22 protein-coding genes are annotated in these 22,484 nt (G+C 64.9%); 14 read left to right on the top strand and 8 right to left on the bottom strand.

Features of this window, described 5'->3' with window-relative positions:
* Position 1: 1 nt before the first annotated feature.
* Positions 2–781 (bottom strand): Fe-S cluster assembly ATPase SufC, encoded by a 780-nt coding sequence (sufC, locus tag H6A16_RS03910; RefSeq protein ID WP_204616322.1) that lies wholly within the window; start codon positions 779–781, stop codon positions 2–4.
* 255 nt (positions 782–1,036) lie between these two features.
* Here sufC and H6A16_RS03905 point away from each other — a divergent pair, with 255 nt between their 5' ends.
* On the top strand, positions 1,037–1,510 hold the full coding sequence (locus H6A16_RS03905; protein ID WP_204616319.1) for an RrF2 family transcriptional regulator: 474 nt from the start codon (positions 1,037–1,039) through the stop codon (positions 1,508–1,510).
* A 76-nt stretch (positions 1,511–1,586) separates the two neighbouring features.
* Positions 1,587–2,474: a DegV family protein gene (locus H6A16_RS03900; RefSeq protein WP_204616317.1), complete on the top strand. Its 888-nt coding sequence runs from the start codon at positions 1,587–1,589 to the stop codon at positions 2,472–2,474.
* Between the two features lie 246 nt (positions 2,475–2,720).
* Here the strand turns inward: H6A16_RS03900 and H6A16_RS03895 are convergent, their stop codons facing one another.
* A complete protein-coding gene (locus H6A16_RS03895) occupies positions 2,721–3,767 on the bottom strand; it encodes a hypothetical protein (protein ID WP_239458182.1) in 1,047 nt (348 codons plus the stop codon).
* A 340-nt stretch (positions 3,768–4,107) separates the two neighbouring features.
* Between H6A16_RS03895 and H6A16_RS03890 the strand changes: the two genes are divergently transcribed.
* Positions 4,108–4,284, top strand: a complete 177-nt coding sequence (locus tag H6A16_RS03890; protein ID WP_204616315.1) for a hypothetical protein — start codon at positions 4,108–4,110, stop codon at positions 4,282–4,284.
* Between the two features lie 107 nt (positions 4,285–4,391).
* Here H6A16_RS03890 and H6A16_RS03885 read toward each other — a convergent pair whose 3' ends face one another.
* The 5 genes from H6A16_RS03885 to H6A16_RS03865 form a co-directional block, all read right to left on the bottom strand.
* A complete protein-coding gene (locus H6A16_RS03885) occupies positions 4,392–5,333 on the bottom strand; it encodes an RsmB/NOP family class I SAM-dependent RNA methyltransferase (protein WP_204616312.1) in 942 nt (313 codons plus the stop codon).
* 115 nt (positions 5,334–5,448) lie between these two features.
* A complete protein-coding gene (locus tag H6A16_RS03880; protein ID WP_204616310.1) occupies positions 5,449–6,195 on the bottom strand; it encodes a CbiQ family ECF transporter T component in 747 nt (248 codons plus the stop codon).
* On the bottom strand, positions 6,188–7,945 hold the full coding sequence (locus H6A16_RS03875) for an ABC transporter ATP-binding protein (RefSeq protein WP_204616308.1): 1,758 nt from the start codon (positions 7,943–7,945) through the stop codon (positions 6,188–6,190). The genes H6A16_RS03880 and H6A16_RS03875 overlap by 8 nt, the downstream gene beginning before the upstream one ends.
* A gap of 135 nt (positions 7,946–8,080) precedes the next feature.
* The gene (locus tag H6A16_RS03870) at positions 8,081–8,653 is read right to left on the bottom strand and encodes a hypothetical protein (RefSeq protein ID WP_204616306.1); all 573 of its coding nucleotides are present in this window, start codon (positions 8,651–8,653) and stop codon (positions 8,081–8,083) included.
* Positions 8,654–9,182: 529 nt separating this feature from the next.
* Entirely contained in the window at positions 9,183–10,100 is a 918-nt protein-coding gene (locus H6A16_RS03865; RefSeq protein ID WP_204616304.1) for a diacylglycerol/lipid kinase family protein, read from the bottom strand.
* An 89-nt stretch (positions 10,101–10,189) separates the two neighbouring features.
* Between H6A16_RS03865 and rnd the strand changes: the two genes are divergently transcribed.
* From rnd to malQ, 9 genes are all read left to right on the top strand, one after another.
* Positions 10,190–11,326, top strand: a complete 1,137-nt coding sequence (gene rnd / locus H6A16_RS03860) for a ribonuclease D (protein WP_204616301.1) — start codon at positions 10,190–10,192, stop codon at positions 11,324–11,326.
* A 177-nt stretch (positions 11,327–11,503) separates the two neighbouring features.
* The gene (locus tag H6A16_RS03855) at positions 11,504–12,211 is read left to right on the top strand and encodes a zinc metallopeptidase (protein WP_204616299.1); all 708 of its coding nucleotides are present in this window, start codon (positions 11,504–11,506) and stop codon (positions 12,209–12,211) included.
* 207 nt (positions 12,212–12,418) lie between these two features.
* The gene (gene xseA, locus H6A16_RS03850) at positions 12,419–13,888 is read left to right on the top strand and encodes an exodeoxyribonuclease VII large subunit (protein ID WP_204616297.1); all 1,470 of its coding nucleotides are present in this window, start codon (positions 12,419–12,421) and stop codon (positions 13,886–13,888) included.
* A gap of 12 nt (positions 13,889–13,900) precedes the next feature.
* Complete coding sequence (gene xseB / locus H6A16_RS03845) at positions 13,901–14,167, top strand: exodeoxyribonuclease VII small subunit (RefSeq protein ID WP_204616294.1); 267 nt, start codon at positions 13,901–13,903, stop codon at positions 14,165–14,167.
* Between the two features lie 434 nt (positions 14,168–14,601).
* On the top strand, positions 14,602–14,937 hold the full coding sequence (locus H6A16_RS03840) for a histidine triad nucleotide-binding protein (protein ID WP_204616292.1): 336 nt from the start codon (positions 14,602–14,604) through the stop codon (positions 14,935–14,937).
* A gap of 189 nt (positions 14,938–15,126) precedes the next feature.
* On the top strand, positions 15,127–16,296 hold the full coding sequence (locus H6A16_RS03835) for an acetate/propionate family kinase (protein ID WP_204616290.1): 1,170 nt from the start codon (positions 15,127–15,129) through the stop codon (positions 16,294–16,296).
* 187 nt (positions 16,297–16,483) lie between these two features.
* A complete protein-coding gene (locus tag H6A16_RS03830; RefSeq protein WP_204616288.1) occupies positions 16,484–16,747 on the top strand; it encodes a type II toxin-antitoxin system prevent-host-death family antitoxin in 264 nt (87 codons plus the stop codon).
* Entirely contained in the window at positions 16,744–17,061 is a 318-nt protein-coding gene (locus H6A16_RS03825) for a type II toxin-antitoxin system RelE/ParE family toxin (protein ID WP_204616287.1), read from the top strand. Before H6A16_RS03830 ends, H6A16_RS03825 begins: the two co-directional genes overlap by 4 nt.
* Positions 17,062–17,155: 94 nt before the next feature.
* Positions 17,156–18,649, top strand: coding sequence for a 4-alpha-glucanotransferase (gene malQ, locus H6A16_RS03820; RefSeq protein WP_204616286.1), 1,494 nt, complete (start codon positions 17,156–17,158; stop codon positions 18,647–18,649).
* Between the two features lie 254 nt (positions 18,650–18,903).
* Here malQ and pta read toward each other — a convergent pair whose 3' ends face one another.
* Entirely contained in the window at positions 18,904–19,890 is a 987-nt protein-coding gene (gene pta / locus H6A16_RS03815; protein ID WP_204616285.1) for a phosphate acetyltransferase, read from the bottom strand.
* Positions 19,891–20,048: 158 nt separating this feature from the next.
* Between pta and glf the strand changes: the two genes are divergently transcribed.
* Together glf and H6A16_RS03805 are read left to right on the top strand one after the other, a co-directional pair.
* Complete coding sequence (gene glf / locus H6A16_RS03810; RefSeq protein ID WP_204616284.1) at positions 20,049–21,251, top strand: UDP-galactopyranose mutase; 1,203 nt, start codon at positions 20,049–20,051, stop codon at positions 21,249–21,251.
* Complete coding sequence (locus H6A16_RS03805) at positions 21,244–22,290, top strand: glycosyltransferase family 2 protein (RefSeq protein WP_204616283.1); 1,047 nt, start codon at positions 21,244–21,246, stop codon at positions 22,288–22,290. The genes glf and H6A16_RS03805 overlap by 8 nt, the downstream gene beginning before the upstream one ends.
* Positions 22,291–22,484: the final 194 nt, after the last annotated feature.

Genomic DNA, 22,484 nt, shown 5'->3' with positions numbered 1-22,484 from the left:
CTTAGCGCTCGTCGTCGGCGACGCTGCCTGCGGCCTCGCGCTCGAACGACTCGAAGCCGTGCTCATCGATCCAGGGGATGAGGCTCGCGTCGTCCTCGCGCACGATGCGGCCGCCCACCATGACATGGACGCGGTCGACGGAAAGGTGCTCCAGGATGCGCGTGTTGTGCGTGATGATGATGAGCGAGCCGTCGCAGCTGGCGCGGTAGGCGTCCATGCCGCGGGACACGACGGACAGGGCGTCGACGTCGAGGCCGGAGTCGGTCTCGTCGAGGATGGCGAGCTTGGGCTGGAGCAGCAGGAGCTGCAGCATCTCGACCTTCTTCTTCTCGCCGCCGGAGAAGCCCACGCCGAGCTCGCGGTTGAGGTAGGCGGTGTCCATATCGAGCTGGGCGGCGAGCTCCTTCACGCGACGGCGGAACTCCTTGCCCTTCATCTCGAGGCCGGGGCGGCCGGCAATGCTCGCGCGCAGGAAGCTCGACAGCGGCACGCCGGGGATCTCGACCGGGGCCTGGAACGACAGGAACAGGCCGGCGCGGCTGCGCTTGTCGCAGGAGAGCTCGGTGATGTCGGCGCCATCGAAGGTGATGGAGCCCTCGTTCACGGTATAGACGGGGTCGCCCATGATGACGTGACCCATGGTGGACTTGCCCGCGCCGTTGGGGCCCATGAGCACGTGGGTCTCGCCGGCGGCGACGGACAGGTTCACGCCGTGGAGGATGGTTTTCTCGTCGACCGAGGCGGTCAGGTCGGCCACGCTGAGGAGTGCGTCTGTTGACATCGGATGTCCTTCCTCGAACAGTTCGGGTAAACCCTAGGAATTCTCTCGGGATAAGGATAAGATGAACCGGAAAAGAGTCAAGCTTATTCCGAGTACTTCACTAAGATTAGGCTTGTGACAGGTAGGACGGGGCCCACTGTCACGTTTTTCAAGTACAGATGCCCGGCTGTCCGCGCCGTCGGCGCCAGGGACGCGCCCGGGGCAAATCATGACAGCTGGCCCCGTCCTACCTGTCATGTCGTGAGGAAGGTTGCGATGCTGATATCGTCCAAAGGCCGCTACGCGCTGCGTCTCATGATCTACATCGCCGCCTTCGGTGATGAGGAGGGCAAGATCGCCCTGCGCGAGGTCGCCGAGCGCGAGAGCATCTCGCTTAAGTACCTCGAGCAGCTCGTGCGCCCCCTGATGTCGGCGGGCCTGCTCAAGAGCGTGCGCGGCAAGGGCGGCGGCTACATGCTGGCGCGCCCCGCCGACGAGGTGCGTGCCGGCGACATCCTGCGCGCCGCCGAGGGCGCGACGGCGCCGGTCGCCTGCGAGGGGCTCGAGGGTTCCTGCGTGCGCTCCGATCTGTGCTCGACGGTCCGCTTCTGGCAGGGCCTCGAGGCAGCCATCGACGACTACGTGGACGGTGTGACGCTCGCGGAGCTCGCCCGCGTGCCCGAGCTCAAGCTCGATGTCGACCTTTCTGGAATTGATTCCGCCGCGCAAGCTGAGGCGCCCACGGAATAGGTCGTCGTGAGATAATGCCGAGTTGGCAGGGAAGACCCCTCTGCGGGGTTTGATGCAATATCACGAAGGAGTGCGTATGGGCAATTACCTGATTTCCTGCGAATCGACGGCGGATATGCCGCTGGAGTTCTTCCGCGATCGCAACATCGGATACGTGTGCTTCCACTACGAGATGAACGGCGCCACCTACACCGACGACCTGTACCAGTCCACCTCGCCGCAAGAGTTCTTCGGCAAGCTCAAGGCGGGCACCCAGGCCAAGACCTCCCAGGTCGGCACGGGCGAGTACGTCGACTTTTGGGAGCCTTACCTCGAGCAGGGCATGGACATCCTGCATGTCTGCCTGTCCTCGGGCATCTCGGGCACCTACAACTCCGCGTGCCTTGCCGCCGAGACGCTGGCGCCCAAGTACCCGGAGCGCAAGATCCGCGTGATCGATTCGCTCGCCGCGTCGGCGGGCTTCGGCCTGCTCGTCGAGTACATGGCCGACAAGCGCGACGCCGGCATGCCCTTCGACGAGCTCGTCGAGTGGACCGAGGAGCACAAGCTCAACCTCAACCACTGGTTCTTCGTGACCGATCTCGACTGTCTGAAGCGCGGCGGCCGCGTGTCCGCCACCAGCGCGCTCATCGCCACGGCGCTCAAGATCTGCCCGGTCATGAACGTGGACTACCAGGGCAAGCTCATCCCGCGCGAGAAGATCCGCACCAAGAAGAAGGCTATCGCGCGCGTTGTCGACAACATGCTGGAGCATGTCGAGAACGGCGCCGCCTACACCGGCCGCTGCGCCATCTCTCACTCCGACTGCCTCGAGGATGCCCAGGAGGTCGCGCGCCTCATCGGCGAGCGCATCCCCGCGCTCAAGGGCAAGGTCGAGATCAGCAACATCGGCACCGTCATCGGCGCCCACACCGGTCCGGGTACCGTCGCGCTCTTCTTTATGGGAGATAAACGCGTCGACTAGCCTTTGCGGGCCGGCGTTCGGAGAACGCCGGCCCTGTCGACGCTGCGCGGCTGTCTGGCGGGCGATCTGGCCTTCACTCGTCGGGCATGGCCTTAAGGCCTATGCCCTCCTCGTTCAGGCCACCTCGCCTCGCCAGCCAGCCGCTCGCTGACTGAGTACTCGACCTATGAGGGTTTTTATAACAGTTAGGACGGGGCCCGGTGTCATGTTTATGACACTGGGCCCCGTCCTAACTGTCATGGTTTTCTATTTGCGCTTGCGGAAGAAGAAGCGGAAGCCGGGTTTGGGTTCGGGCTCCACGGCGACGTTGTCGATGATGTCGTCGGGGAAGGGGATGTCCGGACGCGCCTCGAGCGGGTTCACCTCGCCTGCGGAGACCGGGTCGATGGAGGGCATGGGGTGCTCGCCTTCACCCTCGAGCTTGCGGTAGCGCTGCATCATGTCGGCCTGGAGCATCTGCGCCGAGGGCGGGGTCCAGATGATGGCGTTCGCGCCGGCGCGGATCGTCTCCAGCACGCTCTCGTGCGACTTGCCGCCCGTGGCGATCAGCGGCAGCGTGGGATAGGCCTCGCGCAGCGCGCGCAGGACGGCAGGCGTATCGCGCCCGGCGGCGACGTTGATGATCTTGGCGCCCGCGCGCACCTTGGCGTGCGCGTCGTCCGGCCGAACGACGGTGGCGATGACGGGGATGTCCACGATGCCGACGATCTGCGAGACCATCTCGGCGGAGGCGGGGGAGTTCACGATGACGCCCGCGGCGCCCTGCATCTCCGACACGGCGGCGAGCTGGACGGACCGCTTGCCCTGCGTGGTGCCGCCGCCCACGCCCACGAAGACCGGGCACTCGGCGGCAGTGAGCAGCGCCTGGGTGATCGCCGGTTGCGCCGTGAAGGGGTAGACGGCGAACACGGCGTCGGCGTTGGCGTTGCGGATGACGGCGACGTCGGTGGAGTAGAGCATCGACTTGATTCGGCGGCCGAACAGCGAGAAGCCGCTCGCCTCATCGATCTCGTCGGGAACGCGCAGGGCGGCCTTGCGCAGGGTTCCCTCGATGGGCGAGGGCTCGAGCGGCAGGACGCCGACGGGCGTCACCACATGCGGCGACTCGGTGAGCTCGGGCGCAAGCTCGATCTCGGAGAAGTCGACGGCGGCGACGATGTCCTCGGAGAGCTCGGCGGGTACGCGCAGGGGAGGTTCAACGGGCTCTGCGCTCGCGGCGGTATCGGCGGCGGCGCCGCCGAAGGTCGGCTCGGCGTCGGTGGCGTCGGTGCGGTTCATATCATCAAGGTTCATGATGACCTCGTATTCTCGATGGCAGTGCAAAGGGGTCTCGGTCGGGCCCGGAGTGCGGGCCAGCTCGATTTGTACCCCCGGAAGCGTTGCATGATACGGCAAACATCGGGTCCTTGCAAAGCCCTTGCAAGGAGCACGAAAGGGCTTTGCGTGGGGTGCTGAAAAGCGCACTCAACAAGTCTCGTTCGGAGGCCATGTCTCGAGCGGTGCCGTGATGTCCTCCTGTTGATTTGCCGCCGCGGTAGCGTGCCGCGAACCCGCATGCGTGTTTTTGGTAAGCTAGCGAACACCATATGCGCCCGACGCATGGGCGCATGCGTAATGATTGGCGGTGGGATGCATGGGCATCATGGACATTCTGTTTCCGGTCGCCCTCTGCATCGGGGCGATCGTCGCGGCGGCTGTGGCGTACAGCATCTACTCGGCGTTGAAAGGGCGCAGCGAGCGCCGTCGCGAAGAGCGCGCGATGCGCAACGTGCGCGCCCATGCGCCGCGTCGCTCGAATCACAGCAGGTAGATCCTTCGGCTACGTCAGCCCGCCTTTAAAGCTGCGTGAACAATCCCATCCTTTAGCACCGGAAAGAGCGCATGGCGAAGCGCGGCATCATGCCGGCGCGTTTGCCCCTAGCGCTTGCGCGCGGCCTTCTTCACCTTGGCGATGAAGAACCCCTCATAGGCGCGCGTCGGGCAGATGGTGAGGGTGCCCTCAAGCTCGCCGGGAAGCGCGAGCAGCTCCTGCGCGCTGTCGGATGCGGGCAGGTCCACGGGTACGATCTCGCAATCGCGATGGCGCTTCAGCGCCGCGGCGACCTGCTGCCCGTTCTCCTCGGGAAGCACCGAGCAGGTCGAGTACACGAGCGTCCCGCCCGGCTTGAGCACGGTGAGCGCACGGTCGAGCAACGCCTTCTGCGAGCGCGTCACCTTGGCAAGCAGCTGAGCGGTGATGCGCTTGGCTGCGCGCTCGTCGCCTGCGCAGATGGTGCCCGAACCCGTGCAGGGGGCATCGAGCAGAATCTGGTCGAAGGAGAAGAACTCGTCGAGGCGACGCGCGTCGACGCGCATGACCTGGACGTTTCTGCAGCCGAGCTTCTCGAGGTTGTACTGGAGCTTCTCGGCGCGCGGACCGTTCATCTCGCAGGCGGTCACGCGCGCCTCGCCGCCGGTGAGCGCCACGATCTGGCTCGTCTTGCCGCCCGGCGCGGCGCACATGTCGAGGATGTCGGTGCCCGCCTTCGGATCGAGCACGAGCGGCGGCATCATGGACGAGAGGCTCTGCAGGTAAACGCAGCCCTCACGGTAGATATCGAGGTCCCAGACGGCGCGCTCGCGCGTGCCGGCAAGCACGAAGGCGTCGCCATACCAGGGGACGTGGGAGTAAGCGATACCAGCCTCGTCAAGCGCGGCGGCGACATCGTCGGCAGTCGCCTTGAGGGTGTTGGCGCGCAGGGTCACCGGCCTGTCGGCGGCGGCACGAAGCCCGTCGACGATGCGCACGGCGTCATCGCTGTCGTAGCTGTCGGCGATGCGCTGGGCGAGAAACTCGGGGATGTCGGTGAAGTCTGCCATGATGCTCCTTGCGCGCTCTGCGATTCGGTCTGCTCCATTGTGAAGCAAAGCCCGGGCGGATGGAAAGCTGTCTGAAGCTTACCATCCGCCCGGGCTTGTGCTGCAAACGCGTTTCCTACAGCAGGATGCCGCCGACGATCAGGACGATGCAGACCGCGAAGACTACCATATCGCGCGCGGCGAAGGGATAGCGCCGGTAGGAGCTCTCGCGCGTGCGCAGGTAGAAGCCGCGCTGCTCGGCGGCAAGGGCGGTCGCGTCGGTCTTGCTCACGCTCGAGATGAGCAGCGGCACGCACAGCGGCAGCATGAGCTGCATCTTCTTGAAGGGGTTTTTGGTGTCGTACTGGACGCCGCGGGCGGTCTGCGCCTCCATGATGGCGTTCATCTCCTGCGAGAACACGGGCACGAAGCGCAGGGCGGTCGTGAACGTGAACGCGTACTTGTAGGGGATGTGCAGCTTCTCGACGCAGGCGTTGGCAAGGTCGGTGAGCTTGGTGACCATGAGCATGAGCACGAGCGGCAGCGCCACGCCGAGCAGGCGCAGGCATGCCTTGCCGCCGGTGATGAGGCCCTCGTCGGTCACGAAGGCGAACAGCGGCTCGCCGCTGCGCACGAAGGCGAGCTGCAGCACGAGCATGATGAGGGCGATGGGCACGAGCAGCTTGAGCAGGCGCGCCAGGCGGTCGAACACGTCGGCGTAGGCGGCGAGCAGCAGCGTGAACAGCAGCAGGCCCACGAGGGCGGCATAGGTGTTCGCCAAAAACGTCGCGGCGATGATGGACGCGGCGAGCGCGAGCTTCGCCACGGGGTTCAGGCGATGCAGCAGGGTGTTGCCGGGAACGTAGTCGATGACGTTAAGCACGGCCCATCAGCTCCTTCACGGTGCGAACGACGTCGCTGACTTCGGTGATGCGGGCGAACGCCGGCGAGACGCCGCGCGCAAGGCGCGCCGACAGGTCGATGACCTGCGGGGGCGTCACGCTCGCCTTGTCCATGAGGGCGGCGTCGGCAAAGAGCTCGGACGCGGGGCCGCGGCCGAGGATGCGGCCGTCCGCCATGACGACGATGCGCTCCGCGAAGTCGCTCACGACCTCCATGTCGTGGCAGACCATGATGACGGCGCTGCCCTGATCGGCCATGTCGCGCACCGTCTCCATGACGGTCATGCACTCGCGGTAGTCCAGGCCGCTCGTGGGCTCGTCGAGCACCACGATGTCCGGCTCCATCACGACGACGCCGGCGAGCGCCACCATCTGGCGCTGGCCGCGCGAGAGCGAGAACGGCGCCTCGGTGGCAGGCAGGCCGAACCGCTTGATGACCCGGCGTGCCCGCTCGCGCGCGGCGGACGGATCGATACCGGTGAGCTCGAGGCCGAAGGCGACCTCGTCGAGCACGGTGTTCTTGCAGATCTGGCGATCGGGATTCTGGAAGAGCGTGGCCACATGCGCGGCGACGGTGGAGACGGGCGTGGTGCGCGTATCGAGCCCGGCGACGCGGACCTCGCCGCGCGTGGGCTTGAGCAGGCCGTTCAGCAGCTTGGTGAGCGTGGTCTTGCCGGCGCCGTTTTGGCCGACGATGCCCACGAGCTCGCCCGGGTAGACGGTCATGTCGAGGTCGTTCACGCTCGCGCCGCCGCCGGGGTAGGTGAAGCCGACCTTCGTGAACGTGAGGACGGGATCGGCGCCCTCGGCGCGCGGGCGCACGGAAACATGGGGGGAGGGCTCGGGCTCGTCTGCCGCCACGTCGGCGATGCCGGGGACGCCCGCGAGCACCTCGCGGATGAGCGCTTCGGCCTCGGTGACGTTCAGGCAGGGCTCGGTGCGCGCGGTCAGCCCGTCGCGCAAGAGGCTGTTGGAGATGCGCGCCGTGCGCGGGCTGTCGACGCCGATGGCACGCAGGTGGTCGCTTTGGCCGAAGACCTCATGCGGGGTGCCCGCGAGCGCGATGTGCCCGTGATCCATGACCATGATGTGGCTGCAGTAGCTCGAAAGCAGCGCGACCTTCTGCTCGATCACGATCACCGTCACGCCCAGGCGCCGGTTGATGTCGGCAAGGGTGTCGAAGACCACGCGCGAGCTCACCGGGTCGAGCGCTGCCGTGGGCTCATCGAGCACGAGCACACGCGGTTCCAGGGCGAGGATGGCTGCGATGGCGACCTTCTGCTTCTGGCCGCCCGACAGCGTGGCGATCTCGCGGTCGCGCAAATCGGCGATGCCCACCGTGGCGAGCGTGCGCGCGATGCGACCCTCGATCTGGTCGTGGGGGATTCCGAAGTTCTCGAGACCGAACAGAAGCTCGTCTTCCACCACGGACGCGACCATCTGCGCGTCGATGTCCTGGGCAACCGACCCGACGATACGGGAGATGTCGGTGAGTGTGACGTCGCAGGTGTCCTGGCCCGCGATGCGGGTGCTGCCGAACAGCTCGCCCGTGAAGTGATGGGGGATGGCGCCGGACAGGCAGGCGGCAAGCGTCGACTTGCCTGCGCCCGAGGGGCCGATGATGCCGACGAAGTCGCCCTCGTCCACGCGGAGCGAGACGTCGTCCAGCGCGTGCTCGGCCTCCGAGCCATAGCTGAACGAGACGTTGTCCATCTCGATGATCGTTGCCATAACAGCCTTTCCGTATCGATGGCCGCCTGCGGGCGGTTTCGTTGCAGAAGAAAGCGGGCCGTCGCGCAGGCGGCCCGCTTCAATGATATCGCGTGCGCTGCTGCCGATGGGCGCAGCGTGCAGGGGTTCGGACCGCTAGTCGTTGAGCTTCAGGGCCTTCTTGATCGGCAGGTACAGGGCGCCGACGAGCACGGCGTTGAAGACGGCCGTGATGGCGACGACCGGCAGCATGGCGGCGGCGATGCTCATGTCGAACTGCATGAGGGCCATGCGGATGAACATGAAGATGAAGCCAGAGACGAAGGTGGTCACGAAGGCGCCGACCGTGGGCACGATGGCGCGGGCACCGGTCTTCATGCCGGCGTTGACGATGAGGGCCATGAGGACGGCGGCGACGCCCTCGGCGACGAAGTCGGCGCCGGGCAGGCTCGTGGTGAGCTGGATGACGGCGGCGGAGATGAGGCCGATGATGAGCGCCTGCACGATGCTCGGGCGCACGACGAGGATGGTGATGCAGAAGGCGGAGATGATGAACTCGGGCTGGATCATGCCGGCGGACATGGCGCCGATGGCCTTGCCGAGGGTCATGTTGAGGATGAAGCCGGCTGCGAGCAGGACGGCGAGCAGAACGAGGGCCTTGATGTCGAGCTTGCCGCGATCGACGCTGGAGACGGTGCGGGCCTGGGCGGTGTTGGTGGTCTGGGTCATGGTGATCATCCTTTTCTTTGAATGGAGGGGTGTTCTCGTAGGCAATGGGTGCGTGACGCGAGGGGCGATGAAAAAAGGCCCCCGGTCAAACCGGAGGCCTTCTGCGCGCTATGTGTTAGAGACGCATGAGGGACTCACCGTTGACCGGCCGAAATCGCATCACGCCACCACCAGTTGTTGAGAGCGGAATTCATGCGCTTCATGCTGGTGGCTCCTTTCAGGTAATCGATGGGGTAAACCCTGGTTCGTATTGCGCTGCACTATAGCACAGCGAAGTGCAGGCAGGGAAGAGCCCGCCGGGAATTGTTTCCCACCTGTTTCGGTGCCTGGCCTCTCTGGGGACGTAGCCGGAAGGCGCCAAGGGCGCGCGCCCTTGGCGCCTTCCGGCTACGTCCCCAGAGAGGCCAGGCACCGCGGGCGGCCGAGTGACATTTAGGGGACAGGTCCCAAACTTGCAGGCGGACGGGGAGCTTGAAAGCTCCCCGTCCGCCTGCAAGTTTGGGACCTGTCCCCTAAATGTCACCAGTCGCTAGTCGTTCAGCTTCGAGAAGTCGTCGATGATGATCTCGAGGCATTTCGGCAGGACGCGCGCGCCGAAGACGCCCGCGTTGTTGGGGATGACCTCGCCGTCGAACTGCATGCCGAGCGAGGGTTTCGCCGTGATCTTGGCCTCCTTCGCCTGGAACATCTTGAACTGCGGCCTGCCGAGTCCCTTGCCTGTCGGGTCGAGCACGCCGGCGAGCAGGGTGGGGAGGAGCTCGACCGTCTTCGCGGGCTCGATGACCGTGATGTCGATGAAGCCGTCGTCCATGCGGCAATCGGGGAACAGGTTGATGTCGTTTTGGATGACCGCCGTGTTGCCCACCATGCAGCCGATGCCGTCGAGCTCATCGACCTGGCCGTCGTGTTCGATGGTGAAATGGGCGACCTGCGGCTCGGGGGTGGACAGCGCTGCGAGCGCATAGGCGATCTCGCCGATCTCGTTCTTGCTCGGCGCGGCCTTCTGCATGATGGCGGCGTCGAAGCCCGAGCCCGCGATGATGATGAAGCCGTGGCGCTGGATATCGCCCGCCTCGTCGGTCCAGTACAGCTCGCCCATGTCGACGCTCTTCGTGCGCCCGCGTCGGCAGGCGGCGGCGAGTGCCGCAGCCTCGGGGGCGTTGCCGATGTTGTTGAAGAACAGGTTGGCCGTGCCGGAGGGGAACACGAGGATGGGTACGCCCGTGTCGCGCAGGCAGTCGAGCACGTTGGACACCGTGCCGTCGCCGCCGGAGACCACGATGCGGTCGAAGCTGCGCGCGTCGGCGGTGGCATCCGTGGCTTCCATGCCGGCGCCGATGAAGCGCATGCAGATCTCGTCGCCCGCGACGCTGAGGGCGTGGGCGAAGGCGAATATCTCGTCGGAGCTGGGGCCCGATGCTGGGTTATGGATGATGAGACAGCGCATGAGTTTCCCGATCAAACGAAGCCGAGTATAGTGTGAATGTCGTTATCCTACCCTCCGTTCGGAGGTTGAGCCAAAACTACGGGTGAGGTATGTACATCTCCACATACGAGGAGTTGGAATCGTTTTGCGCGCGTGCAGCCGCCTTCGATGCGGTCGCATTCGATACCGAGTTTCTGCGCGAGAAGACGTTCCATCCGCGGCTGTGCCTGGTTCAGGCGGCAACTCCCGACGAATGCGTGGTCATCGACCCCATCGTTCTCGAGGATCTCACGCCGCTTGCGGACCTCATGACCAACGAGTCCGTCCTCAAGGTCTTCCACGCCTGCTCGCAGGATATGGAGGTCATCTATCGTGCGCTCGGGGTTCTTCCCACCCCGATTTTCGATACGCAGGTCGCCGCGGCGTTTCTGGGCGAGCGCGTCCAGATTTCCTATAACGGGCTCGTGCATGCGTTCTGCGGCGTCACGCTGCCCAAAAGCGAGTCGCTGACCGATTGGTCGCGGCGCCCGCTCACGCCCCAGCAGATCGACTACGCGGTCGACGACGTCCGCTATCTCATCGACGCCTACGCCGAGATCAAGCGGCGCCTCGAGGAACTCGGGCGCACCTGGTGGGTCGCCGACGAGATGCGGCCGCTCTCGAAGCTCTCGCATTACGTGGTCGAGCCGCGTCAGGCGTACCGGCGCGTCAAGCGCATCAACTCCTGCACGCGCCGTCAGCTCGCGATCGCGCGCGAGCTCGCCGCGTGGCGCGAGCGACGTGCCGACCGCATGGACGTGCCGCGCAAGTGGATCATGTCCGACGAGGTCCTGCTCGCGCTCATCAAGCACGTGCCGCGCGATGCGGGTGACTTCCGTCGCATCCGGGGGACCGAGCACCTGTCCGACCTCGATATCGAGGCGGCGCTGACCGCCATCGGAAACGGCGTTCGCTGCCCGGCAGACAACATGCCGAGCCCCACCGCGGCTCGCCGGCATGCCCCGAGCCCCGAGGCGGAGAGCGTCTGCGACCTCATGTATGCGCTCTTGCGTCTGGTGTCTGAGCGCTCCGGCGTGGCGACGTCGGTCATCGCGTCGCGCGACGACCTGTACGACTACATCGACCATCCCGAGCGCAGCCCCCTGCGCGAGGGCTGGCGTTTCGAGCTCGTGGGCTCGCTGCTCGACGACCTGCTTTCGGGCAACATGGGCCTCACCGTCAAGGACGGCCGCGTCGAGACCCTCTAGCGGGGTGTGACAGTTAGGGCGGGGCCCAGTGTCATAAAAACCAGAAGTACCTAGGAGTAGGTACTACGCCTCAGTTTTTATGACACTGGGCCCCGCCCTAACTGTCACACCGGTTTGTGGGTACAAGGGCGTGAGATGAGCGCCCGATGGAGGGGCGCTCCCAGTTAAGGAGAGAACATGCTTCCGTATTACGGTTTTGGATACGGCTTCGGAATCGACCCGGCCTATCTGGTTCTCGTGGTGGTCTCGCTCGTGCTCGGCCTTGCCACACAGGCCTATATCAACAAGACGTACAACACGTGGTCCCGCGTCCCCAGCGATGGGGCCTCGGGCGCGCAGGTTGCCCGCCGCATGCTCGATGCCAACGGCTGCGATGTCGTGGGCATCAAGCGCGTCGCCGGCAAGCTCACCGACCACTACGATCCGCGCGACAACAACCTCTACCTGTCGAACGACAACCTGTCGGGCGGTTCGGTGGCGAGTGTGGCTGTTGCCTGTCACGAGGCGGGCCACGCCGCGCAGCGCGCGCAGGGCTATTTCATGATGCGCGTGCGCACCGCGCTCGTGCCGGTGGTCAACCTGTCGCAGAGCATGTGGATGATCGTGTTCATCCTCGGCGTGGCCATGAATCTCGCTGGCCTGACGACGCTCGCCATCGCGCTGTTCGCGTTCTCGGTCCTGTTCCAGATCGTGACCCTTCCGGTCGAGATCGACGCGAGCCGTCGCGCCGTGGCCTACATCCAGGCGTCCGGCATGAGCGAGATCAACGTGCGCGGTGCCAAGAAGGTGCTCACGGCGGCGGCGCTCACCTACGTCGCGGCGGCGCTGACCTCGATCCTGCAGCTCGTGTACCTGCTCAGCCGCACGAACAACAACCGCGATTAGACCGCCTGCCGCATGGCGGCTGCCGTCCGATTGCGGCAGCAGCCGATGCCATTGCGCGCCCGTCGCCCCAGGAGGCTGCGGGCGCGCGGTTTTATGCGGTGCCGCCGCGCACCCGGCGTGAGGCACGCAGCGGTGCGACTTCGTGTCTGGGCGATGCGCTAGACTGGGTAGCGGCCGATAACGATGCGGATATCGGAAAGGAGTGTCATGCCAGGCTGGAATCTGACGGGAGTTTCCGCTGCCGGGAAGGATGGGTCTTCCCCCGACGCCCTGTCGGTGTCGCAGGCGGTCGATATGGCAGCCGGTGCGCTCGACGCGTTGCCGCAGCTCACCGTGCTCGGCGAGGTCACGGGTTTCCGTGGGCCCAATGCGCGCAGCGGCCACTGCTACTTCCAGATAAAAGATGACGCCTGCGCCGTGGATTGCATCATCTGGCGCGGGAGCTACGCCAAGCGCACCTTCGAACTGCGCGATGGCATGCAGGTCCAGTTCACGGGCAATTTCAACCTCTACAAGGCGACGGGCCGCATGAGCTTCGTGGCGCGCTCGTTCACCCTGGCGGGGGAGGGCATGCTGCGCCAGCAGGTGGCGGCACTTGCCGAGAAGCTGCGCCGCGAGGGTCTCATGGACGATGCGCGCAAGCGCCGCATCCCCGTGTTCTGCACGCGCGTGGCGGTGGTCACCTCGCTTTCGGGCGCGGTGATCGACGACGTCAAGCGCACGCTGCGCCGGCGCAACCCGCTGGTCGAGCTCATCTGCGTGGGCTCGAAGGTGCAGGGCGAGGGCGCTCCCGAGGAGCTGATCGAGGCTCTGGGCCGTGCTGCGGCGATAACGCCCGCCCCCGACTGCATCCTGCTCGTGCGCGGCGGTGGCTCGTTCGAGGACCTCATGACCTTCAACGACGAGGCACTTGCGCGCGCCGTGGCGGCGTGCCCCGTCCCCGTGGTCACGGGTATCGGACACGAGCCCGATACCTCGATCTGCGATATGGTGAGCGACAGGCGCTGCTCCACGCCGACGGCGGCGGCGGAGTCGGTGGCGCCGGCGATGTCCGACCTGGTCGATGTCCTCGAGGCACGTCAGCGCCGCCTTGCGGTGTCCATGACCGCGCGCGTGAATGCCGCGGAGAACGAGGCCGCGTCGCTGCGCACGCGAATCGAGCGTGCGACCACGTCGTATCTCGAGCGCCTCTCGCTCGCGCTCGACGCCGCCGCCCGCCGTCCATGCCTGTCGAGCCCGACCGGCATGCTCGAGCGCCGCTCCGCCGACCTCATGCAGACCGCCGACCGTCTGACTTCTGCGATCTCGCGGTCCCAGGAGCGCTTCCGCGCGGGCCTGGTCGGTTCGGCGCCGCGGCTTGCCGCCACCACCTCGAGCTTCGCTGCACGCAGCCATGCGCTCGAGCTCGCGGCTTCGCGACTTGCGCACGAGGGACGCGCGGCGGTTTCCACGCGCGCATCCGAGCTCGCGGCGGCAGCGGCGTCGCTCGACGCGCTCTCTCCGCTCAAGGTGCTGGCACGCGGCTACTCCATCACCTACGGCCCCTCGGGCGTGGTGACGCATGCCGACCAGGTGACTTCGGGCGATGAGGTCCGCATCGGGCTGGTCGATGGAAACGTGTATGCAACGGTTGGGACGGTCGAGCGCCACGAGGGCGCCGACGGTTCCGTGCAATAAAGGAGAATCATCATGGCAGAGATGAAAAAGGTCGACGAGCTCACCTACAAGGAGGCCTCCACGGAGCTGGAGCTCATCATCCGCAACCTGGAGTCGGGCGATCTGGAGCTCGAGGACTCCCTTGCGAGCTACACGCGCGGCGTGGAGCTGCTGCGCAGCCTTCGCGCGCGCCTGGAGGACGCCGAGCAGAAGGTGAGCATCCTGCTCAAGGACGTCGACGGCGGCGACATGCTCGTGGCCGGTGAGGCGGCAGACACCTCGGATGAGCTGAAGTTTTAGCGAAAGGGCCCTGCGGGGCCCTTTTTCATGTGCGGGATCGCGGCGCGGGCGGTCTCCGGGAGATTCCCGGAGGCCGCCTGGCAGAAAATGCAGGTTGAGCATTTTTCGAGGTCCTGTTTTTGGCGATGCGGCGCATCTGGTCGGACGAATCGGGGCAAAACTCTTCCGAATCGGTGCCTGAAAGGGTCATCGACGGAGCTTTCCCTGCTCTGAAAAATGCTCAACCTGCATTTTCTGCCAGGGGACGTCAATGCGCTCCCGCACCGCTCCGCATCCCTTGGGTCCGGCCCGATCGAATGCGATCGAGACGCCGTTTCCGCGCATTGCGCGCGCGGATACGCGTCGGCGCTGCGCTGCGCCGGCTGCTCGCAGCCGAGCAACTGCCCGCGATTCGATACAATGGGAGAACCGAACCCGTAACGAAAGGACGCATCATGGACGATTGCATCTTCTGCAAGATCGCGGCGCACGAGATTCCCTCCACCGTCGTGTACGAGGACGACCTGGTTCTGGCGTTTGACGACCTGAATCCGCAGGCCCCTGTCCACACGCTCGTCATCCCCAAGCAGCACTACGAGAACATCGTCGACAGCGTGCCGGGCGATGTGCTGGCGGCTATGACGCATGCGATCAGCGAGGTCGTCCGCGCCAAGGGTCTCGACAACGGCTTCCGCGTGATCGCCAACACGGGCGCCGCGGCAGGTCAGACGGTCATGCACTTCCATATGCACGTGCTGGGCGGCACCGATCTGGGCGAGAACCTGCTGTAGCCCCGCCGCGCAAGGGCGGCGCTCGAGGGCGGCGGGCTTCGCGAAGCGTTGCGGCAGCATGTGCTCGCGCACCGAAGTGTCCTCAAGTTGCTTCTTTTGACCACCTGCCCGCCATTTGGGCGTATCATAAAAATGTTGTGAGTCCGTCGAAGCGCTTCGGCGGAACGGTTTGATTGAGATGGGAGATCCATGAACGTTCTCGTTGTCAACGCAGGCAGCTCCAGCCTTAAGTATCAGCTGCTCAACACCGATACCCGCGAGGTCTTCGCCAAGGGCAACTGCGAGCGCATCGGCATCGACGGCTCCTTCATCGGCCATGAGGAGAACGGCGTCAAGGACAAGCTCGAGGTCGCGCTGCCCGATCACCGCACGGCCATCAAGCACGTGTTCGACATCCTGAAGACCGTTGACGCTCCCATCGAGGGCATCGGCCACCGCGTCGTTCAGGGCGGTTGGTACTTCCCCGAGTCCGCCGTCGTGACCGACGAGACCCTCGGCTGGGTCCGTGAGGTCGCCCCGCTGGCTCCGCTGCACAACTACGCCGAGGCCGACGTCATCGAGATCTGCCGCGACATGTTCCCCGAGCTGGGTAACGTCATCGTTCCCGACACCGCCTTCCACTACAACATGCCCGAGCAGGCTTGGCGCTACGCCATTCCGCGCGACGTCGTCGACACCTATCACGTGCGCAAGTACGGCGCTCACGGCACGAGCCACCGCTACATCTGGCGCACCGTCAACGAGTTCATGGAGGGCAAGACCCACAAGCTCGTCTCCTGCCACCTGGGCTCCGGCGCCTCCCTGTGCGCCATCGAGGACGGCCGCTGCATGGACACCACCATGGGCCTGACCCCGCTCGACGGCCTGATCATGGGCACCCGCTGCGGTACCGTCGACCCGGCCACCGTCTTCTATCTCAACCGCGTTGCCGGCATGAGCATCGACGACATCGACACCATGATGAACAAGAAGTCCGGCCTGCTGGCCGTCTCCGGCGTGTCCTCCGACTCCCGTGACATCGAGGAGGGCGCCAACAACGGTGACGCCAACTGCCAGATGGCCATGGACATGTTCTACTATCGCACCTCCCAGCTGTTCTGCGAGATGGCTGCTTCCATGGAGGGCGTCGACACCATGGCGTTCACCGCTGGCATCGGCGAGAACTCCGTCACCATGCGCGCCGGCGTGGCCAAGCGCCTCGAGTGGATGGGCGTCGAGATCGACCCCGAGCTCAACAAGATCCGCTCCGACGACCCGCGCGTCATCTCCACGCCGGACTCCAAGATCACCGTCCTCGTGGTCCCCACCAACGAGGAGCTCATGATCGCCCTCGACGTCGAGGAGCTGCTCGGCAAGTAAGTGCGATCAGCGTAGATTGCCTGTTTGGACCCTGCGGTTATTCCGCAGGGTCTTTTTTGATGCTGCGGATTGTCCGTCGACATCCTCTCCGCCGCTGACTTCGGCTTCCACTGGCGGTACACCTTGATAGACGGTAAAGAAATTCGTACCATATATCTATAGAATTCCAACAAGATGGGAGCCTTCAATGCCGAAGATCATCTCCAGCTCCGCACTTCGAAACGGGTACAACGAGGTTTCTGATTGGTGTCGTGAACATCAGGAACCGGTCTTTGTGACCAAGAACGGCGCCGGGGACCTTGCGGTGATGGATATCAGGACATACGAGCAGCTTGTGGCACGACTCGACCTTCTTAAAGAACTTGCCGAAGGGCATCGCGATGTCCTGGAGGGTCGTACCCATGATGCGCGTGAGGGCGTCGGCCTGTTGCGTGAGGAGTTTGGGCTATGAGGTTTCACGTTCAGGGGACCGAAGCCGCTCTTGAAGACCTTCGGGAAGCGCTTGCATACCTGAACTACAGCATGGGCGGCAAGAGCGCGCCGACGCGTGTACTCGAGGCGTACGAAAAAGCGATAAGCGCCCTCGAAACGATGCCTGACGGGTTTCCTCTTGCGGTTGATTCCTTGGTTTCGTCGCTTGGATATCGGTGGATTGCCGTGGCGAGTTATATCGCTGTCTACACCGTTGATCGCGAGCATGGAATTGTCTTTATTGAGCGCATCTTCCACCGATCACGCAACTGGCGCGCTCTTCTGGGTGCGTAGCCGTGGGCTTCTATTGCGTAGCGTGAGGATGCGCGGATAAGATTCTGAGTGTTACCACATGGTTTGAGCTGTACGGATCGTCAAGGGAGCAACGATGAGAAGCGCCGGAGTTCTGATGCCCATCACCTCGCTGCCGTCGCCGTGGGGCGTGGGCGCGCTGGGCGCTGCGGCCCGGCATTTCGTGGACTTTCTCGCCGCGGCGGGCGTTTCAGTCTGGCAGGTGCTGCCGGTCGTGCCGACGAGTTTCGGCGATTCTCCGTATCAGAGCTTCTCGACGTTCGCGGGCAACCCCTATCTGATCGATTTGGACGACCTGGCAGAAGAGGGCCTGCTCGCGTCCGACGAGTACGCAAACAGACCGTGGGGCGGAGATCCGCAGCGCGTGGATTACGGGGCGCTCTACCGCGAACGCTTCTGCGTGCTCCGGCTGGCGGTAAGGTGCCTTCTGGCGGGGGAGCGCGGCGAATTCGACGCGTTCTGTAGCCAAGAGCGGGCGTGGCTCGACGATTACGCGCTGTTCATGGCGCTGAAGGACGCGCACGGCGGCGCGCCGTGGGATAGGTGGGAAGACGGGTTACGCCTGCGCATGCCCGACGCGCTCGCCGAGGCACGGGCGGCGCACGCGGAGGATGTCCTGTTCTGGAAGGCCGTCCAGTACCTGTTCTTCCGCCAATGGGACCGCCTGCATGCATACGCGTGCACCGCAGGCGTGCGGATCATGGGCGATCTTCCGTTTTACGTAGCCGGTGACAGTGCTGACGTATGGTCGCATCCCGAGCAGTTCGAGCTCGACGGGAACCTGCGGCCCCGCGAGATCGCCGGCGTTCCGCCCGATGCGTTTTCCGCCATCGGCCAGGTGTGGGGCAACCCGCTGTTCGATTGGGAGCGCATGCGCGCAGAGGGCTACCGCTGGTGGTTCGAGCGCGTGCGCGCCCAGTTCAAGCTCTACGATATCGTGCGCATCGACCACTTCCGGGGCTTCGACTCGTATTTCGCCATCCCAGCGGGGTCCGAGACCGCCGCGGGAGGCCGGTGGCGTCCAGGTCCGGGCATCGAGTTCTTCCGCATGATGAAAGAGGCCCTCGGCACCTGCGATATCGTGGCCGAGGACCTGGGATACCTGACCGACTCCGTTCGCCAGCTGCTTGCCGACACGGGATTTCCGGGCATGAAGATTCTGGAGTTCGCCTTCGACTCGCGCGACGGCGGCGGAGCGGCGTACCTACCGTTCTCGTATCCGACGAACTGCGTGGCCTACGTGGGTACCCACGACAACGATACCGCTCTCGGTTGGCTCGAGACCGCGCTTCCCGATGACGTGGCGACCGCCCGCGAGTACCTGCACCTCGACCCCGTCGAAGGCGAGGGCTGGGGCTTCATGCGAGCCATCTGGGCCAGCCCAGCAGATCTCGCTGTGGTGCAGATGCAGGACCTGCTGGAACTCGGCTGCGAGGCGCGCATCAACATCCCATCGACGCTGGGCGGAAACTGGGTCTGGCGCGCCCAGCCCGGCTTCGACAGCGACGAGCTCGCATCGCGCATTCGCCACAACCTCGAGCTCTACCACCGCCTGCCGCCATCGCCCTGACAAGGTTGTACCCGGCCCCAACTTGTCACCGAGCCCTGCGTCAGCCTGTCACCGCCTCAACCAAGCTCCCAGCAAGCTCGCTGCGCCATCGCCGCACCCTCGCAGCTGGCCGAGCAGCCCCCGCGCTCCAACCGAGTAAACGCAGGAAGCCCCCGGAACGGAATCCTAAGCGCGCAATCCCGCAGCCCGTAGGGCGAGGACGCGCGCGTGGATCCGTTCCGGGGGCTTCCGGTCAGGTCAGCGGAGCGCGGAGGCTACTCGGCCATCTGCGCCTGGACGGCGGTGATGGCCACGACACCCACGATGTCGTCGGCGGAGCAGCCGCGGGACAGGTCGTTCACCGGCTTGGCGATGCCCTGCAGGATGGGGCCGTAGGCCTCGGCGCGGCCGAAGCGCTGGACCAGCTTGTAGCCGATGTTGCCGCACTCGAGGTTCGGGAACACGAGCACGTTGGCGTGGCCGGCGACCTTGGACTCGGGGGCCTTCAGCGAAGCGACGCTCGGCACGATGGCGGCATCGAGCTGCAGATCGCCGTCGACGGCGAGCTCAGGCGCCTTCTCCTTGGCGAACGCGGTGGCCTCCTGGACCTTCTTGGCGGTGTCGCCGCCGGCGGAGCCCATGGTGGAGTAGGAGAGCATGGCGACCTTGGGCTCGACATCGCCCATGAAGGTCTTGAAGGAGTTGGCCGAGGCGATGGCGATCTCGGACAGCTCGTCGGAGGTCGGGTCGATGTTCAGGCCGCAGTCGGCGAACACGAGGGTGCCGTCGGCGCCGAACTCGGGCGTCTGGGTGCACATGACCATGAAGGCGGACACGAGCTTGGTGCCGGGGGCGGTCTTCAGGATCTGGAGCGCCGGGCGCAGGGTGTTGGCGGTGGAGTGGCAGGCGCCGGAGACGAGGCCGTCGGCGTCGCCCATCTTGACCATCATGGTGCCGTAGTAGGTGGCGTCCATGACCTGGGCGCGGGCCTGCTCGATGGTCACGCCCTTCTTGGCGCGGAGCTCGGCGAACTTCTGCGCGTACTCCTCGTGCTTGGGGGCATCGGGGCTCGTCGGGTCGATGACGGTGACGCCCTCGATGTCGATCTCCTCGGGCTTGCCCAGGATGACGAGGTTGGCGAGGCCCTCCTCGACGATCTTCTTGGCAGCCTCGATGGTGCGGGGATCCTCGCCCTCAGGCAGCACGATGGTCTTGAGGTCGGCCTTGGCGGCCGCCTTCATACGGTTCAGGAAATCGCTCATGATTCTCCTTGCATCTTGGCCCAGCACAGCACGGGTGTTGAGCTTTCCTTGTGTGGCAAGCTTAATTATAGGATTTGAGCGCTATAATCCTGAAAACATTTTGCGTGCGCGTGCGCCGCTGGTGTTTTTTGTTATTGGGAATAGTACAAGGAGCTGTGATGCAGGTCACGTCTGGACTTCCGCAAGACTTCAATCCCGATGCGTACGACATGATCGTTGTCGGCGCGGGCTACGCTGGCGCCGTGTGCGCCCGTCGCCTTGCGGAGACCTCGGGGTTCCGTGTCGCCGTGCTCGAGCGCAGGAATCACATCGCCGGTAACGCCTACGATTGCCTGGATGAGGCCGGCATTCTCATTCACCTGTATGGACCGCACATCTACCACACCTTCAACGAGCGCGTCCATAACTTCCTCTCGCGCTTCACGGAGTGGACGGACTACCAGCACAAGGTGCTTGCCAACATCCACGGCACGCTCATGCCCGTTCCGTTCAACCACCAGAGCATGAAGCTCGCCTTCGGCGAGGAGCGCGGCGAGCAGCTGTACCGCAAGCTCGTCGACACCTTCGGTGAGGACAAGAAGGTCCCTATCATGGAGCTGCGCTCCAAGAACGACCCCGAGCTCGTCGAGATCGCCGACTACGTGTACGAGAACGTCTTCCTCCACTACACGATGAAGCAGTGGGGCCAGACCCCCGATCAGATCGATCCCTCGGTCACCGGCCGCGTGCCCGTGTTCATCGGCGATGACGACCGTTACTTCCCGCAGGCCCCCTTCCAGGGCATGCCCGCCCAGGGCTATACGCACCTGTTCGAGAACATGCTCGATCACGACCTGATCGACGTGTTCGTGAACGTGGACGCCCGCGACATCTTCGAGATCGGCGAGACGAGCGTCAGCGTGTGCGGCAAGGTGTACGGCGGCGAGATCGTCTACACCGGCCCGCTCGATGAGCTGTTCGGCCTCGATCTGGGCGCGCTTCCGTACCGCACCCTCGACATGAAGTTCGAGACCCTCGACGTCGACCAGTACCAGCCGGTCGGCACCGTGAACTACACGGTGAGCGAGGACTTCACGCGCATCACTGAGTTCAAGAACATGACCGGTCAGGTGGTGCCCGGCAAGACCACCATCATGAAGGAGTACAGCCACGCCTACGAGCCCGGCAGCGGCCAGACGCCGTACTATGCGATCCTCGACCCCGAGAACCGCGCCCTGTACGAGCGCTACCTCGACCGCGTGGTCAACCTCACCAACTTCCACCCGGTGGGCCGTCTGGCCGAGTACCGCTACTACGACATGGACGCCGTGACGGATTCCGCCCTCACGCTGTCGGATGAGATCATCGCCTGCCATGCCTAGTTCCGCTACGCACAAGGTAGTTACGTTCGGCATCCCGTCGTACAACGCGGCTGCCGATATGGACCGCTGCATCACGTCGATTCTCGAGGGCTCGAGCTACGCCTCGGACATCGAGATCATCATCGTGGACGACGGCAGCGTCGACGAGACGCCCGCCAAGGCCGACGAGTGGGAGGCCCGCTATCCGGGCATCATTCGCGCGGTGCACCAGGAGAACGGCGGTCACGGCATCGCCGTCCTCTCCGGCCTGCGCGAGGCCACCGGTACCTACTACAAGGTCGTGGACTCCGACGACTGGCTCGACGCCTCGGCGCTCTCTACGATGCTGACGATCCTGCGCGGCTTCGAGGAGCGCGGCACCCGCGTGGACCTGTTCATCTCGAACTACGTGTACGAGAAGGTCCACGAGGGCACGCACCAGACGATCGGCTACCGCACGGCTCTTCCGCGCAAGAAGATCTTCACCTGGAACGAGGTCGGGCGTTTCCGTCCCGACCAGAACCTGCTGATGCACAGCCTGTGCTACCGCACAGATGTGCTGCGCGAGGCCGACCTGCCGCTGCCGGCGCACACGTTCTACGTGGACAATATCTACGCTTACGTGCCGCTGCCGCGCTGCAAGACGCTCTACTACGCCGATATCGACCTTTATCGCTACTTTATCGGCCGCGAGGGCCAGAGCGTGAACGAGGCCACGATGGTCAAGCGCCTGGACCAGCAGTTCCGCATCACGCGCATCATGATGAACGCGTATCACCTCTACGACGAGGTGGAGCCCCCGCGCCTGCGCTCGTACATGATGCACTACTTCACGATGATGATGTCCATCTGCTCGGTGTTCTCCAAGCTCTCGGACAACCCGGAGGCCAAGACATGGCTGCGCGACCTGTGGCACGACCTCAAGGCCTACGATGAGCGCATGTACCGCCACGCGCGCTACGGCCTCATGGGCGTGGGCACGAACCTGCCCAGCCGCGCGGGCGAGAAGACCACGATCGGCTTGTACCATCTGGCGAGCAAGATCTTCAAGTTCAACTAGACGAAATCCGGCGTCCTTGCGGGCGCCGGATTTGCTTTGCGCCGCTTTTCGCTCCGCTGCGACAAGGGGATGGGCTTTCCACGCGGGTTCACGGCGGCACCTGGCAGAAAATGTAACTTGAGCATTCCTGTGGGGAGCTATAAAGACGCTTGGACGCCGAATAGGGCAGTAGAGAGCGGAAAATCGATCCGATT

Origin of the sequence: Collinsella tanakaei (genome assembly GCF_016900375.1) — a bacterium.
GTDB lineage: Bacteria > Actinomycetota > Coriobacteriia > Coriobacteriales > Coriobacteriaceae > Collinsella.
The sequence above is the reverse complement of the archived record's forward strand: the minus strand, read 5'-3'. Positions and strand labels throughout refer to the sequence as shown.